Source organism: Exiguobacterium sp. MH3 (genome assembly GCF_000496635.1).
Classification (GTDB): Bacteria; Bacillota; Bacilli; order Exiguobacteriales; family Exiguobacteriaceae; genus Exiguobacterium_A; species Exiguobacterium_A indicum.
Genome location: NC_022794.1, coordinates 2,848,312 through 2,864,287, shown reverse-complemented (window position 1 = coordinate 2,864,287; position 15,976 = coordinate 2,848,312). Strand labels below are relative to the sequence as shown.

Annotated in this window: 19 protein-coding genes; 12 read left to right on the top strand and 7 right to left on the bottom strand. The window is 47.8% G+C overall.

Going from position 1 to position 15,976, the window contains the following annotated elements:
* The first annotated feature begins 33 nt into the window (after positions 1–33).
* From U719_RS16970 to U719_RS14800, 4 genes are all read left to right on the top strand, one after another.
* Positions 34–192: a hypothetical protein gene (locus U719_RS16970; protein ID WP_014971497.1), complete on the top strand. Its 159-nt coding sequence runs from the start codon at positions 34–36 to the stop codon at positions 190–192.
* A 119-nt stretch (positions 193–311) separates the two neighbouring features.
* A complete protein-coding gene (locus tag U719_RS14810) occupies positions 312–764 on the top strand; it encodes a hypothetical protein (protein WP_023469600.1) in 453 nt (150 codons plus the stop codon).
* Between the two features lie 13 nt (positions 765–777).
* A complete protein-coding gene (locus U719_RS14805) occupies positions 778–1,287 on the top strand; it encodes a hypothetical protein (protein WP_023469599.1) in 510 nt (169 codons plus the stop codon).
* Positions 1,254–1,721, top strand: a complete 468-nt coding sequence (locus U719_RS14800; RefSeq protein ID WP_023469598.1) for a hypothetical protein — start codon at positions 1,254–1,256, stop codon at positions 1,719–1,721. Before U719_RS14805 ends, U719_RS14800 begins: the two co-directional genes overlap by 34 nt.
* Positions 1,722–1,774: 53 nt before the next feature.
* On the opposite strand, the gene U719_RS14795 is transcribed toward U719_RS14800, so the two are convergent.
* From U719_RS14795 to U719_RS14780, 4 genes are all read right to left on the bottom strand, one after another.
* Complete coding sequence (locus U719_RS14795; protein ID WP_023469597.1) at positions 1,775–2,782, bottom strand: iron ABC transporter permease; 1,008 nt, start codon at positions 2,780–2,782, stop codon at positions 1,775–1,777.
* Positions 2,779–3,780, bottom strand: coding sequence for an iron ABC transporter permease (locus U719_RS14790; protein ID WP_023469596.1), 1,002 nt, complete (start codon positions 3,778–3,780; stop codon positions 2,779–2,781). The genes U719_RS14795 and U719_RS14790 overlap by 4 nt, the downstream gene beginning before the upstream one ends.
* A gap of 79 nt (positions 3,781–3,859) precedes the next feature.
* The gene (locus U719_RS14785; protein ID WP_023469595.1) at positions 3,860–4,771 is read right to left on the bottom strand and encodes an iron-hydroxamate ABC transporter substrate-binding protein; all 912 of its coding nucleotides are present in this window, start codon (positions 4,769–4,771) and stop codon (positions 3,860–3,862) included.
* Between the two features lie 3 nt (positions 4,772–4,774).
* Complete coding sequence (locus U719_RS14780) at positions 4,775–5,566, bottom strand: ABC transporter ATP-binding protein (protein WP_023469594.1); 792 nt, start codon at positions 5,564–5,566, stop codon at positions 4,775–4,777.
* Positions 5,567–5,753: 187 nt separating this feature from the next.
* Between U719_RS14780 and U719_RS14775 the strand changes: the two genes are divergently transcribed.
* From U719_RS14775 to U719_RS14760, 4 genes are all read left to right on the top strand, one after another.
* A complete protein-coding gene (locus tag U719_RS14775; RefSeq protein WP_023469593.1) occupies positions 5,754–6,812 on the top strand; it encodes an NAD(P)/FAD-dependent oxidoreductase in 1,059 nt (352 codons plus the stop codon).
* Between the two features lie 179 nt (positions 6,813–6,991).
* Entirely contained in the window at positions 6,992–8,287 is a 1,296-nt protein-coding gene (locus tag U719_RS14770; protein ID WP_023469592.1) for a cation:dicarboxylate symporter family transporter, read from the top strand.
* A 181-nt stretch (positions 8,288–8,468) separates the two neighbouring features.
* Positions 8,469–8,756, top strand: coding sequence for a hypothetical protein (locus U719_RS14765; RefSeq protein ID WP_023469591.1), 288 nt, complete (start codon positions 8,469–8,471; stop codon positions 8,754–8,756).
* 18 nt (positions 8,757–8,774) lie between these two features.
* Entirely contained in the window at positions 8,775–9,071 is a 297-nt protein-coding gene (locus U719_RS14760) for a DUF2089 family protein (RefSeq protein ID WP_023469590.1), read from the top strand.
* Positions 9,072–9,112: 41 nt separating this feature from the next.
* Here the strand turns inward: U719_RS14760 and U719_RS14755 are convergent, their stop codons facing one another.
* Together U719_RS14755 and U719_RS14750 are read right to left on the bottom strand one after the other, a co-directional pair.
* Positions 9,113–9,325 (bottom strand): DUF4305 domain-containing protein, encoded by a 213-nt coding sequence (locus tag U719_RS14755; RefSeq protein WP_230088481.1) that lies wholly within the window; start codon positions 9,323–9,325, stop codon positions 9,113–9,115.
* A gap of 42 nt (positions 9,326–9,367) precedes the next feature.
* Complete coding sequence (locus tag U719_RS14750; protein WP_023469588.1) at positions 9,368–10,060, bottom strand: CPBP family intramembrane glutamic endopeptidase; 693 nt, start codon at positions 10,058–10,060, stop codon at positions 9,368–9,370.
* A gap of 220 nt (positions 10,061–10,280) precedes the next feature.
* Here U719_RS14750 and groES point away from each other — a divergent pair, with 220 nt between their 5' ends.
* The 4 genes from groES (at position 10,281) to U719_RS14730 (ending at position 13,975) form a co-directional block, all read left to right on the top strand.
* A complete protein-coding gene (groES, locus tag U719_RS14745; RefSeq protein ID WP_023469587.1) occupies positions 10,281–10,565 on the top strand; it encodes a co-chaperone GroES in 285 nt (94 codons plus the stop codon).
* Between the two features lie 32 nt (positions 10,566–10,597).
* Entirely contained in the window at positions 10,598–12,238 is a 1,641-nt protein-coding gene (gene groL, locus U719_RS14740; protein ID WP_023469586.1) for a chaperonin GroEL, read from the top strand.
* 141 nt (positions 12,239–12,379) lie between these two features.
* Positions 12,380–13,000 carry a LysE/ArgO family amino acid transporter gene (locus U719_RS14735; protein ID WP_023469585.1) on the top strand — a complete coding sequence of 207 codons (621 nt, stop codon included), beginning with the start codon at positions 12,380–12,382 and terminating at the stop codon, positions 12,998–13,000.
* 72 nt (positions 13,001–13,072) lie between these two features.
* Positions 13,073–13,975, top strand: a complete 903-nt coding sequence (locus U719_RS14730) for a HEAT repeat domain-containing protein (RefSeq protein WP_158408711.1) — start codon at positions 13,073–13,075, stop codon at positions 13,973–13,975.
* 107 nt (positions 13,976–14,082) lie between these two features.
* Here the strand turns inward: U719_RS14730 and U719_RS14725 are convergent, their stop codons facing one another.
* Positions 14,083–15,873, bottom strand: a complete 1,791-nt coding sequence (locus tag U719_RS14725) for an LTA synthase family protein (RefSeq protein WP_023469583.1) — start codon at positions 15,871–15,873, stop codon at positions 14,083–14,085.
* Positions 15,874–15,976: the final 103 nt, after the last annotated feature.

Below are 15,976 nucleotides of genomic sequence, written 5' to 3'. Positions count from 1 at the left end.
TAAGAACAGAAACAAGTCAGAGGGGGAACAACCATGAATCCGTTCACGACCTTAATCGCCTTCATCGTAGGGTGTCTCGTCTTATATCTCGGTATCCGCGACAAAAACGGCTGGCTGATCGGTGTCGCGATGATACCGCTCGCGATCGTTGCCTATAGCGTCATCTATCTGATCATCCAGGTCAGTGCGTAGTCTTCATGGAAAACGTCTTACCCTAAGCGGTAGGACGTCTTTTTTTTCAAAAATCGTACTACAGATGAAACCGATCGAGTAAAATGTAAGTATATGACAGTATAGAAAGGTGGATGATCATGGAACACGTACATACACAAACAGATGCCTTAGCGGCGCTGTACGAAGAGATGCATCAGAAGACGAAGACCGGCATGTGGGTCATGCTTGCGGCATTCTTAGCGCTCAGTAACACACTCGAGAAACCAATCTACGCGATGATCGTCCCGTTATTGTATTTTGGCTATGACATGTTGCTACAACGGAAGCGGTTCGCGCTTGTCGCGGAATACACATCAAAGGATTCAGCAAGACGGCTCTATCAGGTACATGTCCTGATCGGCATCTTACAGTACGGAGCACTCGCCGGTCTGATCGTTTGGGCGGTCGATCGACCGAACACGTACTTCTTGATCGGTCTCGTCATCGTCGTCATTCCGTTCTACTGGCTCTGTCGAAAGACGTTAGAGTTCATCTCACGAAAGATTGATCCAACGTATATCACGGAAAAAGAAATTCACAAAGCGCGCTAAAGGAGACGATGTCATGCAAACAGCTCGTGAAGAACGTCTACAAAAACTTGCGCTCGCGTACCGAGACGTCGAGTGGCTCGGCACACGCTGGTATTGGAACATGTTTCTATTCATAACAGTCGGTATCTTAATTGAATGGACGGATCTCCCGATGTTGATTTTGGCGATTCCAGCCGTTTTTCTCGCCTCCGATTTTCGCTATCAATTAAAAAAACAAAAAATTTTAGACGGCTATATCTCAAAAGCACAAGTCCGTCGGCAATTTTTACTACGTGTCGGTAGTCACGTCCTGCTGTACGCTGTCTTGACGATCGTCATCATCCAGACGATCGAGGAACCGTTCTGGAAGATGCTGGTGGCCATTTTTGCGATTTTAACACCGCTCTACTTCATCAGCGAATGGATCATCCGACGTGACGGAGCGCGTGACCCGGATTATATCAGTGACAGAGAAGTAGCCCGCTTCGTCAAACAGAAAGGAACATCGAAATGGAACACCTATTCGAGCGACAAGCACGTCTGAATGTAATGAAACGTCCAGTGCATGTCGTCACCTATTTCTTTTCGATTCCTGGATTGATTGTCGCCATACTTGCTTGGTTTTTACCAGCGGTTGAATCCGTCTTTGGACAAACCTTGTTTTTCTGTCTTTGTGGAATTGGAGTCGCTCGAGAAATCGTCCGGCTACGACTCATGAAGTCCTATTTAACGCAAGGTATCTATCAACAGACTGTTCAGAAGGTTGCTCACCTGACGATCATAGGATATGTCGTGGCGTGGCTAATCGCTTTCGTCATGCTGTCGATTCCAAATGCTCCCGGTTATTTATTCGTTCTCTTACTTGTCTGGAGCGGCGGAGTCGGTCTTGGTGTCACTCGAATGAATCGATTGGCTAAACAAATCGATCCTGCGTACGTCTCGATGGGAGAAATCGAACGTGCGTGGTGGAAACGTTAGAGCAAAGAATCCGCATCCATTCAGCAAAAACGTTGATGGATGCGGATTTTTGATTATTTCTTCAACAGTAGATAAATGAAGTACGGTGCTCCGATCAAGGCGACGACGATCCCAGCCGGTACCCCGTCTGGTCCCGCGATGTTGCGTCCGATCGTATCAGCGAATGCAAGCAACCAGCCGCCGAGCAAGAGGGCGATCGGCAGGAAGAACTGATGCCGTGGTCCGACAAGCGCACGGGCGATATGTGGCGCCATCAGACCAATGAAGGAGATTCCCCCTGTCACGGAGACGGCAGCAGCAGCGAGCGCGACGGCTGTCAACAAGAGTTGGATCCGTTCTTTTTCAATCGCGACGCCAACACCGATCGCGACCGGTTCATTCAAGGCAAGTAGATTGAGCTTATTCGCCTTATAGAACGTGAGCGGAATCAAGACGAGTAACCACGGTAACAGCGAGTAGACGAAAATCCAGTCTGTTCCCCAAATGTTACCGGCGAGCCATTTGGCGATGAAGTCGACCTTTTCACGACGCGTCGATGAAATCAGGATGACCATGATTCCAGACAGTGCCATCGAGAAGCCGACACCCGTTAAGATCAAGCGGATCGGTTGGAGTCCTTGTACACGGTCGTACGAGAACAGGTAGATCGCTGTCGCGGTGACGAGTGCACCGAAGAAGGCAGCGATTGGTAACAGATAGATGAATGACCCGACATCGGTTGGGAAGTACAGGAAGAACAAGGCGACGGCGACGCCAGCTCCCGTGTTGATGCCGATGATACCAGGATCAGCGAGTTCGTTGCGTGTGATCCCTTGAAGGATTGCACCGGATAAGGCAAGTGCCATTCCCGCCATGACGGTGATGAGCAGTCGGGGCAAGCGAAGCGAATAGAGGACGAACTCCTCTTTGAACGATCCGTTTCCAAGTAACGTCGGCAGTAAACGATCATACGACAGGGAAGCAGGTCCAAGACCGATGCTGACGACGAGTGTTGCGATCAATAGTGCCAGTAACGTCCAAAACGTCAGTTGCTGGCGACGGCGTAAACGAGATTCCATCATGAGAAAGCACGCCCTCCTTTCCGAACGATTAAGAGGAAGAATGGTAGCCCGAGCATCGAAACGATCGCGATGACCGGCGTCTCATAGGGTGCGTATAGTGTCCGTCCAATCGTATCAGCAAGCAACATGAACGTCGCACCAAAGATCGCGGTCATCGGCAGGATGAACCGATAGTCCGTCCCGACGATCGCGCGGACGATATGCGGAATCATCAGCCCGATGAATGCCATGTTACCGACGAGGGCTACGGCAGCACCGGCAAGCAGGATGACGACGACGTAGAGGACCGCTTTGATCCGCTGGATGTTCTGTCCGAGTCCGAGCGCGACTTCTTCCGAAAGACTGAGGATTGTCAATTGTCGTGAGAAAATGAACGAAATCAAAATTCCAATTGCGATGACTGGCGCAATGACTTGCAGTTGTCCCCAGGTCGACCCGACGAGTCCACCGGACGTCCATTGTGAGACATCTTGGGCAATCTTGAAGTAAATCCCGATGCCTTCTGCAATCGCATACAGAAACGCTGAGATCGCAGAACCAGCAAGGACGATCCGGAGCGGGGAGAAGCCGCCTTTTTTCGAAGCGCCGATTCCAAAGACAAGTGCTGCCCCGAGTGCTGCTCCGACGAAACACGCGATCATGATCCCGAAGTAGTCAATTTTCGGGAACAGGACGATGACGAGCGCGAGTGCCGCATTCGCACCTGCTGTCAGACCGAGCAGACCAGGATCTGCGAGGGGATTGCGTGTCATTGCTTGCATGATGGCACCTGAGACACCGAGTGCCGCACCGACGAGGATTGCTGCCAGTTCCCGTGGCAAGCGGATTTCTTGGACGATTTTTGCTTTTTCATTCAACGGTCCGAACGTCAAAGCGTTCCAGACTTCGCGCGTCGTCGTATCGGCAGCACCGAACGTCATTGCGATCCAGAACATCCCGAAAAAGAGGACGAGACCGAGTGTGATTTTAATGCCGAACGGAATTCGACCAGCTGACATGAATGTCGCCTCCATTTCTGATTCAGTGAGTGAGCCGCAAAAAAAAGGGAGGGATCCCGCAGGTTCCCTCCCTTATTCATTATGCGCCAAGGAAACTTTTCTTGAAGAACTCGAGTTGACGTTCGAGTGTGAGCGGATCGTTGAAGTAGAACTCCTTCGAATCGACTTCGAAGACACGATCGTTTTTGACGGCTGGAATGTTCTTGAACGTATCCGTTTTCGTGAATGAGTTGTCCGCTTCCGCACTCTTACTGAAGATGAGGTAGTCGCCTGCGTATTCAGGAAGGACTTCTGGTGACAACGCGTAGTATCCGTCTTTTAATGCCATCTTCGTGACTTTATCTGGCATTTTCAATTTCATTTCCTGATAGAGAATCTCTGTTCCACGACCCCAGTTATCGCCGAAGACGTAGAGTTGTTTATCGAAGCTTTCGATGACAGAAACAGTAGCATCTTCACCGATTTTTGCTTTGATGTCTTTACCGGCAGCAGCAGCGCGTGTTTTAAAGTCTTTGACCCAGTCGCGTGCTTCTTGCTCTTTGTTGAGCAATTTACCGATTTCGATATGTTGCGTCAAGTAGTCGACTTTTCCGTATGTGTACGTGACCGTCGGAGCAATTTTTTTAATTTTATCGAGGTTTTTCGTTGTTGAGTAGCCGATGATCAAATCTGGTTCGAGTTCGATGATTTTTTCAACGTTCTCTTCCGATACTTCCGTGACATCTTTGAGCTTGTCGAACTTCGGATTCGCTTTTGACCACGAATCGACACCAACGACAGGTACGTCGAGTGCCATGACGTTGCCGGCAAAACCAGCGAGAACGACGACACGTTTTGGATTAGCCGGAACTTTGATGTCACCGTTCTCCGATTTGTACGTGATCGTCTCGTTTTTCGACCCAGACGCTGCGTCGTCTTTTTTCTCCGTATTGCCACACGCTGCGATGACGAGCGTGAGAATGAGTAGAACCGGTAAAAGTAGTTTCTTCATGATTCAATCTCCCTTGATTAAGTTGTAGGTGATACACATCGGCTTGTTCGTCCGCGGATCGCGTCCGATTTCAGCATCGATATGGAATACTTCTTGTAAGACGTCTTTTGCGATGACTTCCTCACACGTTCCGGCTTTGACGACTTCACCGTTTTTCATGGCGATGATATAGTCGGCGAACCGTGCCGCTTGATTCAAATCATGCAGGACCATGACGATCGTCCGTCCTTCGGTCCGGTTGAGATGCTCGAGTAGTTCGAGCACCTCGAGTTGGTGGGCGAGATCAAGATAAGTCGTCGGTTCATCTAGGAAGATGATGTCCGTCTCTTGGGCGAGTGCCATCGCAATCCAGACCCGTTGACGTTGACCACCCGACAGCGCATCGACCGGACGGTGTTTGAATGCCATCGTATCCGTTGCTTCGAGTGCCCAATCGATGATCTCGTAATCGTGTTTCGTCAAGCGTCCGAATCCTTTTTGGTACGGGAAACGACCGTATGAGACGAGCTCTGCGACCGTCAGACCACTTGCGCTCTCTGGAGTTTGTGGCAGAATAGCCATTTTCCGGGCAAGTAGCTTCGTGCTTTCCTTGGCGATATCGAGACCATCGAGCAATGCACGTCCTGATTGATGAGGAATGATCCGTGTCATCGCTTTCAATAAAGTCGATTTGCCACATCCGTTCGCCCCGATGATCGTCGTGATTTGTCGATCGGGAATTTGGACGGACAAGTCTTTGACGATGGGACGATCACCGTAGCCGATATTGATTTCTTCTGTTGCTAGACGTACCATACGCGACGACTCCTTCGTTGTTGTTCTCTCCGTTTTCAATGATAATGATTATCACTATCGTCTCATTAACCATACCAGTCCTATAAAAACGCTGTCAACATTTTTTCTTGTGTTCAAGAGATGTTCACGTTATCATGAGGGAGTGAGAATGATAATCAATCGTAATCAAAGACGAGGAGTGAGTGAGATGAGGGAACAGGAGTTGTTCGACGTAACGATCATCGGCGGAGGACCTGCAGGGTTATATTCGACGTTCTATAGTGGTCTTCGGGGCATGAAGACGAAATTGATTGAGTATCAAGCAGAACTCGGAGGAAAATTGCACGTTTATCCGGAAAAGATGATCTGGGACGTCGGCGGACAGCCACCGATCACTGGTGAAAAACTCATGGCTCAACTCGTCGAACAAGGACTGACGTTCCAACCGACTGTTCAATTGAATGAAAAGATCATCTCGATCGCAAAAGACGTCTTCGGCAACTTCGTCTTAGAAGCAGAATCGGGTCGGATCCATTATTCGAAGACGGTCATCGTCGCGGTCGGCGGCGGCATCCTCAATCCACAAAAATTAAAAGTCGAGGGCGCGGAGCGTTTTGAAGTGTCGAACTTGAACTATACGGTCAAATCGATTGAACGCTTTAAAGGAAAGACCGTCATCGTCTCAGGTGGTGGGAACTCTGCGATCGACTGGGCGAACGAGCTCGAACCGGTCGCGAAAAAAGTCTACGTCACGTATCGCCGGGATTGTTTCTCGGGGCACGAGGCGCAAGTCGACCAGCTCGTTAAAAGTTCGGCTGTTTGTCTCCTCAACACGACGATTCACAAGCTGATCGCAAGTCCTGATCATCAACGGATCGCATCAGTCGAATTGATCGACTGTCAAACAGAGGAAATCGTTGAGATTCCAATTGATGAAGTCATCATCAATCACGGCTACGAGCAGGACGCGGCACTGCTTGACGCCTGTGATCTCGATATCGCACGGGTCGATGACTTCTATATCGCGGGTAACGCAGCGAGCGAGTCGAGTGTACCGGGACTATATGCTGCCGGAGATATTCTTTCACACGACGGGAAGGTCCATTTGATCTCAGGTGCCTTTCAAGATGCGGCGAATGCCGTCAACCGGGCAAAACGCTTCATTGAGCCGGAAGCGCCAAAAGTGGCGATGGTCTCGTCACATAACGAAGTCTTTAAAAAACGCAATCGTGCGTTGATTGAGGAACGCGTCAATCAACAATCTTGAATAATGTTCAAACGTCCAAAATGCTTGGAAACAAGCGGATTTTGGACGTTTTTTTATACAGAATCTAGTTTTGTACTATAACAGAACGATTTGACAACGTACTGTATTTAGGACAAAATTCTACTTATGTTCCACTACATGTAGGATACAAGTAAGACGGATGTATAAGGAGGAAGAGTATGACAACTACGAAACGTAAGCCAATTGGTCTTGCCTGGCAAATTTTAATCGGCTTGATTCTCGGGATCACAGTCGGTGGTGTATTTTATGGGAATCCCCATGTCGCGGAGTGGCTCAAGCCAATCGGTGACATCTTTATCCGGATGATGAAAATGATTGTCGTTCCGATTGTCTTCACGACGATCGTCCTCGGTGTCTCATCAGTCGGTAGTCCGAAAAGTCTCGGACGTCTTGGCGTCAAAACGCTCGGTTACTTCACGATCGTGACGATGATCGCCATCTTCACGGGGCTGTTCGCAGCCAATCTCGTTGAACCGGGTGCTGGTATTAACATGTCGACACTCGATAAAACGGACATTTCGACATATGTCGAGACGGAAGAGACGACACAAGACGCAGGACTCGTCGATAAGATCGTCAACATCGTTCCGACGAACATCTTGGACGCGATGGTCCGCGGTGATATGCTTGCCATCATTTTCTTCTCGGTCTTATTCGGACTCGGTGTCGGTTTTGCAGGAGAGAAGGGCCAACCGGTCGTTCGTTTCTTTGAAGGCGTCGCAGCAGCGATGTTCAATCTCGTCAATATCGTCATGAAATTTGCGCCGATTGGTGTCTTCGCTTTAATCGGTGTCACGGTCTCGACGTTCGGGATTGAATCGCTCGGTTCATTGTTTAAATTGATTGCGACGTTATACGTCACAGCGCTTCTCTTCATGGTCGTCGTCTTCGGTGCCATCATGAAGTGGGTTGGTATTCGGGTATCTGATTTCACACGCATCTTCAAAGACGAGTTATTGCTGACGTATTCGACGGCGTCGTCTGAGACGGTACTGCCACGGATCATGGAAAAACTCGAGAAGATGGGTGTTCCGAAATCAATCGTCAGTTTCGTCGTACCGACGGGTTATTCGTTTAACCTTGATGGATCTGCGCTTTATCAAGCGCTCGCAGCCTTGTTCATCGCACAGATGTACGGGATTGATCTCTCGATTGGAACACAGCTGACGCTTGTCTTCGTCTTAATGCTGACATCAAAAGGGATGGCTGCCGTTCCTGGCGTCTCATTCGTCGTTTTACTCGCAACACTCGGTACGGTCGGTATCCCGGCAGAAGGACTTGCCTTCATCGCGGGGATTGACCGAATCATGGATATGATGCGCTCGGTCGTCAACGTCACAGGAAACACGCTCGCTTCACTCGTCATCGCGAAGTGGGAAGGTGTCCTTGACGAAGACCAACTCGAGACGTTCATGTCGACAGAAGGTAAAAAAGACGACGTCCGCAGTGCGTGATTGTCGTAAATATAAGGAAGGACTGAATCGTCAGTCCTTCTTTTTTTCGTCCTTGAAAATAGATTAAAGTCGATTGTTTTTAAATAAAATCCCTTATTTTTGATTATAGTTAAAATTATGTTGAATATTATTAATTATAAAGTTAATATTATTGATATAATCATAGGGGAGAGGCGATAGGATGGAAACGGTAGGAATCGTCATTGGTATTGTCACAGTCTGTATCGTACAATTTTACTTAGCACGGCGAGGAAGAGTCTGGAGCCTCATCATTCCAGCGATCATCATCGGGCTCGGAATTTACTGGTATTTCGGAACAGGACCACACACGTCGGATCGGGAGTCAGTGATTCGGATGGGAACGTTTGCCTGTTTATCACTCATGATCTCAATGGCCGAGATGGGAGTTAACTCACGTCGCAAGCAACTGAAGCGTGAAAAAGAACGAATGGAGATTCAAGATTTGTAAGAGAAGTGAGGGAACACGATGGAACGACAAGACGTGCCCGCTTGGGTACTGGCACTCGAACAGGAGCATCTCGAGTTCATCCGCAAGTTCGTCTTGAGCTCTGGTTCATTAAAGGATATGGCAACTGCCTATCAAGTATCCTACCCGACCGTCCGGGCGAAGTTGAACCAGTTGATCGAGCGGATTGATTCGGTGCAGCAAGAGGATGTCGAGTTCGTCAATATGATCAAGAACTTGGTCTTAGATGAACGGTTGAGTCTCGATGTGGCGAAGACGATCATCGATTCCTACCGCAAGGGTCAAGCGAAAGAATAAACCAAAAAACGAGATTCCCGTCTGACGGAAATCTCGTTTTTTTATTGTTTGTCGTTCTTTTTGTCCTGTTCCTTCTTGATCATCTTCTTTGCTGCTGCGCGGAAGCGGAAGATCAAGTAGAGACGGTAGAAGTCGATCGCGGCAAACAACGTCAGCAGGATCGTCCAGAAGTTAAAGACCGTTCCTGCTTCGACCGAGTTGTTGTAGGCGAGGAACATGAAGAGAATACCGAATATGGCATAGAATACTGCCATGAAGTTCGAGCTTTGACGCATGAAAACACGACCTTTCGTAAATTAAGACATCGCGTAGATGGCGAGTACGACGATTCCGTTGTTAAAGACATGGATGGCGATCGGAGCAATGATCCGGCGCGTCTTGACGAAGACGAGCGAGAAGACAAAACTCATCGCGACATAGATTAAAAATTTGTTGTCTTGGTGAATCAGTCCGAACAAGGCACCCGTCAAGATGAAGCTGAAGAAGAAACCGAGCTTCGAGGAGAGATTCCCGAACAGGATATGCCGGAACAAGAACTCTTCCATGATCGGTCCGAGCAGGACGACCATGACTTGAAGGAGTGGGATGACTTGGATCGCTTGGATGATCTGATCCGTATTTTGCGATTTCGCGACATTCTCGATCCCGCCTGCCATCCAGGCATCGATCAAGTTGACGCTGATCAAGAGCGCATACAGGAGCACGATCCCGATTCCGATCCATTTCAACGTATCCATCGGATCGGTTTGACGTCCCTCTGCCTTCCACTTCTGCCAATCGGGACGCAGGCAGTAGTAGGAGACGATGACGGCGACCGTGAAGCCGATCGCAAGCCACCAACCGGCGACGTCAGCAATGACGTTTTTCGGAAGGAAATACTGGAACGAACCCGGAACCAATTGGACGATCAGATAGATGATGATCGGAATGACGTGACGCTTTTGCCACTTCTCCGCCATCACGAAAGGCAGACTGATTGGATTTTTCATCGTACAGGACACAACTCCTTTGTAATGAAGGTACTGTCCCGATTGTAACAAACAAACGGTCTTGGCGCACGATTGACGATGATTCAAAGGTGTAGATTTCGGGAAAACGGATAAAGGTTCAGGCTTGAATTCAGAAGAGAAAGCGTATAAGATAAAAATATGTTAGCACTCAACTAAAGTGAGTGCTAAAAAACAGTCATTTTCAAGGAGGATGTTTCGCATGTTAAAACCACTTGGTGATCGCATCGTGATCGAAGTCGTTAAAAAAGAAGAAACAACACTCGGAGGAATCGTTCTTCCTGGGTCAGCGAAAGAAAAACCACAAGAGGGTAAAGTCGTCGCTGTCGGTACAGGCCGTGTGACAGAGCAAGGCGTACGTGTACCACTTGAAGTGAGTGTCGGAGATCACGTCATCTATGCACAATATGCCGGTTCAGAGGTCAAAGTCGACGGCAATGAATACTTAATTTTACGCGAAAGCGATATTTTGGCAGTAGCCGAGTAATTCAGTCAATCATCTAAAGGGGGATTTCAGTCATGGCAAAAGACATTTTATTCAGTGAAGAAGCACGTCGAGCAATGCTCCGCGGGGTCGACGCATTAGCGGATGCAGTCAAAGTCACGATCGGACCAAAAGGACGCAACGTCGTCCTCGAGCGGAAGTTCGGTTCACCACTCATCACGAATGATGGTGTGACGATCGCAAAAGAAATCGAACTCGAAGATCATTTCGAGAACATGGGTGCAAAACTCGTTGCAGAAGTTGCCTCAAAAACGAATGAGATCGCAGGGGATGGTACGACAACAGCGACAGTCCTCGCACAAGCGATGATTCGTGAAGGTCTTAAAAACGTTACAGCGGGCGCAAACCCGATGGTCATCCGTAAAGGAATCGAAAAAGCGGTCCGTCGCGCTGTCGAAGAGTTGCACACGATCGCAAAACCAATCGAAGGTAAAGAAGCAATCGCCCAAGTCGCAGCAATCTCAGCAGCAGACGAAGAAGTTGGTCAATTGATTGCAGAAGCTATGGAACGTGTCGGTCAAGATGGTGTCATCACGATCGAAGAATCACGCGGCTTCACGACAGAACTCGACGTCGTCGAAGGCATGCAGTTCGATCGTGGTTACGCGTCACCATACATGATTACGGATTCAGATAAGATGGAAGCGGTCCTTGAGAACCCGTACATCCTCGTCACGGACAAAAAGATCTCGAACATCCAAGAGATTCTTCCAGTCCTCGAGCAAGTCGTTCAACAAAACAAACCACTCCTTATTATCGCAGAAGACGTTGAAGGCGAAGCACTGGCGACACTCGTCGTCAACAAACTCCGTGGTACGTTCAACGCGGTAGCAGTCAAAGCACCAGGCTTTGGTGACCGCCGGAAAGCAATGCTTGAGGACATTTCAATTGTCACAGGCGCAGAATTGATCACAGAAGACCTCGGTCTTGATCTGAAAGAAACACAAATCACGCAACTCGGTCGCGCGTCGAAAGTCGTCGTCTCAAAAGACAACACGACAATCGTCGAAGGTCACGGACACGGGGATTCGATCGAAGCACGTGTCGGTACGATCCGTGCGCAAATCGAAGAGACGACAAGTGACTTCGATCGTGAGAAATTACAAGAGCGTCTGGCGAAACTCGCAGGCGGCGTAGCAGTCGTCAAAGTCGGGGCAGCAACCGAGACAGAACTCAAAGAACGCAAGCTCCGGATTGAAGATGCACTTAACGCGACACGCGCAGCGGTCGAAGAAGGTATTGTAGCAGGTGGGGGAACAGCTCTCATTCACGTTACGAAAGCCGTCGAATCGATTCTGTCGGTCTCAACAGGTGACGAAGCAACAGGTGTCAACATCGTGCTTCGCGCACTTGAAGCACCGCTTCGTCAAATCGCGGAAAACGCAGGTCAAGAAGGTTCGGTCATCGTCGAGCGTCTCAAGCATGAAGCGCCAGGAATGGGCTACAATGCGGCAACGGACGAGTATGTCGACATGATCGAGACAGGAATCGTCGATCCAGCGAAAGTAACGCGTTCAGCACTTCAAAACGCAGCGTCCGTTTCAGCGATGTTCTTGACGACGGAAGCCGTCATCGCCGATAAACCAGAACCAGCCGGATCTGCTCCTGCAATGCCTGATATGGGCGGCATGGGTGGAATGGGCGGAATGATGTAAGACATTTCACCTAAAAGTACCGAATCCTAGTAAGTAGGGTTCGGTACTTTTTGTTTGCGATAGTATACTTAATAGTTGAAAGAATTACATAAACAGTACTCGTCATTTTAGAAATAAAGATAACGAGAGAGGAGACGTCAAGTGAATGAAATTTTAAAAGGTATAGTAACGTCGGGTACGCTCATCGTCGCAATCGGCGCTCAAAATGCGTTCGTTCTTAAACAGGGTTTAATGAAAAACAATATTTTTTGGGTAGCGCTAGTATGTTTCTTATGCGATGTGTTATTGATGTGTACGGGCGTACTGGGAGTTGGTACCGTCATTAAGAATAATACGTTTGCAAATGTTGGTCTTGCGATTGTCGGAGGACTATTTCTTCTCTTGTATGGATTTAAATCTTTTCGTAGTGCATTTTCGTCATCACATACAATGGATGTTTCAACAGATTCTAAAATCATGCCCATTCACAAAACGATCTTACTCACATTAGCAATCACACTTTTAAATCCACATGTCTACTTAGATACGGTGGTCGTCATCGGTGGTATTGCTGGGACTTTGACGTTTGATCAAAAAGTCAATTTCTTGATCGGAGCCTTGATTGCCTCATTTGTCTGGTTTTTTGGATTAGGATATGGATCGAGATGGCTCATTCCTGTGTTTAAACAACCAAAAGCGTGGAAAGTACTGGATTTTGGAATAGGATGCTTAATGTTCTGGCTATCGTATCAATTAATTCAGTTTGCTCTAGAACAAAGTTAAAAAGATATTTAAAGGGTTAAGGAGCAACTACAAGATATGAAGGACGATGAGATTTTATATTTAGTTGAACAGATGTCTGATGAAGAATACCTCTATCATGAAGAAGTGAAGTGCTATACGAACGAAGGCTCACCATCCGACTTGGCTTATGAAAGAGTCCATCATTTTAGGGACGCGAATATGCTTCCGATATTGAAAACTTTACTCGACAAAGTGAAACAAGCAGAACAAAAAAAACATCTTTATTTTATGATTGGAACGATTGGTGTGAATTCGGGAGATGTTCGTGCAGGGATGTTATTGCTTGAAAAACTGGAGCAAGAGACAAAGCCGAGTCTTCTCGAAAGCATTTTGGAAGAACTAGCAAAACAACAATGCATTCCTGATACAGAACGAATTGTGAAATATATAGACGATTCTCGGTCGTCTGTTCGAGAAGCTGCGATTCGAGCATTGCGAGCCTGTCGAGATGAGATAGCAGAAGGTGCGCTAATTCGTTTGATTACGACATCAAGTAACTCTTTTGATATCATGAGTGCTAATTTTGTTTTAGCCACGATTGGAACAGAACGAGCCGTTCCTTATCTGATTCCTTTATTGGATCATTCTCGAGGAGACGCGAGGCATTCGGCTCTAGCTGCGCTAAGTGAACTTGGAAATGGATCAAATCTTTCAATATTTTTGCATGGACTAAAAGATCGATCTAGCAAGGTGAGAGAGTATGCGTTAGTCGCAATTGAGCGACATGGTGATGAAGCAGCGATTGAACCGGTGATCAAACGTGTACAAACATTATTGAAGCGAATGCGACAAATAAAAACAGATGAAGTCCTAATCGCTCTTCGATTTTTACATCGATACCAGCATTCCCATCAGGCGATTCCTAAACTGTTTCATTGGATCATTCAAACAAAAAGAGAAGTCTTGTTTGACGAAGAATGGCAATGGATCGAAGACCATTTTACTTGCTATTGATGGGCTCGAGGATAGGTGGAGATAACAATCAATAAACAAACCTGACCTTCTTCACGTCTAGTGAGAAGTCAGGCTTGTTTATTTTAAGAAAATCAGATGTCCTTTGATTACTCCAGTTCATTCTCCTCAATAATCTTATCCGACAGCTTTAACTGCTTACTCACATCCTTGACTTGATTTCGACAGAACTTCAGCTCAACTTTCTTTTTTGTCGAGACGTCATAGCAGGTGCCTTCACCGGATGCTTTCGTCAAATCCGCTTCATAGTAATAGTCCTTGTAGCGAAACGAACCATCACGGAAGCCGGTCAGATTCGGTTGATCATCGACGAGGGATTGTCCCATCATATAGGACGTCTTAAGATTCAATAGATCAATGATTGTTGGTGCGATATCGATCTGTCCGCCATTCTCTTTCATGACCCGACCGGTTTGCTGGTCGGGTTTTTTGATGAAGAGTGGGATGCGGCGCTCGAGTTCAAAGGCAGCAATCGGGGACGAGATATCCGCTTTTTTGCGCATCTCGCTGTCTTCATTGACAAGTCCACTATCGTGATCGCCATAAAAGATGACGAGAGACTGATCCCAAAGATCGCGTTGTTTCAACTCGTCGATCATCTTTCCGACACCGGTATCGACGTAATGGACGGTCTGATAATACCGTTTCAGCATTGGATCCTCATAACCAGATAGATCAAGCGTCTGGTCTTCCTTGTCAATTTCATACGGTGTATGACTCGTCAGCGCGACTAAAAACGAGAAGAACGGTTCTTGCAACGTCTCCATGTGATCAATCGATTCGAGGAAGAACTGTTGATCGTTCAGTGCCATGCCGATTTTCTTCTCTTTTGAATAATCCTTTTGGCTGAAGAAGTGCTTAAAACCGATGTTCTTGTAGACATCGTCACGATTCCAGAAGCCTTTTTCGTAGGCATGCATCGCTGCCGTATCGTATCCATTTTTCTCAAGTAATGCAGGGAGCGGCTCGAATTCATTCGTCGGATATCGCGTATAGACAGAGCCTGATTTTAATGGATAAAGTGACGTGTTCGTGATGAACTCAGCGTCCGAAGTTCGTCCTTCATGCGTCTGGTGGTAGAACGACGAGAAGTAGAGTGATTCCTTCTTCAATTGATTCAGGTTCGGCGTCACTTCTTCACCGTTGATGGTCTGGTCGATGACTGAAGCCTGGAACGACTCGAGCTGCACCAGAATGATATTTGGCGTCTGCTTCGGACCCGTTGGATTCGTCTGCTCCTTTTGATTGATGCGCTGTTGTTCCTGTGCCGTCAGTCCGTCGCCGGGTCGTCCAGTCACGCCTTTAAACACATCCCATCCATGATAACCCCAAAAGCCAAACAGGTAGTAGTCACGCATATCGGAGATCGTTGCCGTCGGTTGACGCTCTTCCGTTAGCATCCGGTACGTCAGTAGCGAAGCAGACAAGACGATACCACTGACTGCAAGGATTCCCGCCGTCCGGCGTCGTGTTTGCTTCGTCGTCACTTCCGGTCGCTTGCGGAAGACGAAAAGCAGTAGTACGAAAATCAAACTATCAGCGAACAAAAGGAAATCTTGCAGTACGATCAAGGCGGTGAAGCCGCTACTGACGTCACTCATCTGCGTCATCTGTGAGAGGAGCGAGACGGAGAGAAAGTCCTCGAAGTAACGGTAGTACCACATGTCGGAAGCCAGTAGAAAACTGTGCGCGAGCAGTAGACCGAGCCAGACCCAGCGGCGTTTATTCCACGGAATCAGTAACGTCCAGCTCGACAGGATCAGCATCCCGGCCAGGTTCATGAGTGTTAAATGGAGCGAAAGATCGGTCTTTGTAAAGTAACTAAACAGCATGAACTTCAGCATGCCGAGTAACAGATAAAGGGTGTAGCGAATCGCCATGGTCAGTACTCCTTACGTGTGTCGTCACACGTTCTTTACCCTAAACGTTTAATGGTGGAACGCCCAGATGTGGACAGCCATGTTCGCTTGTTCCATGATGTAG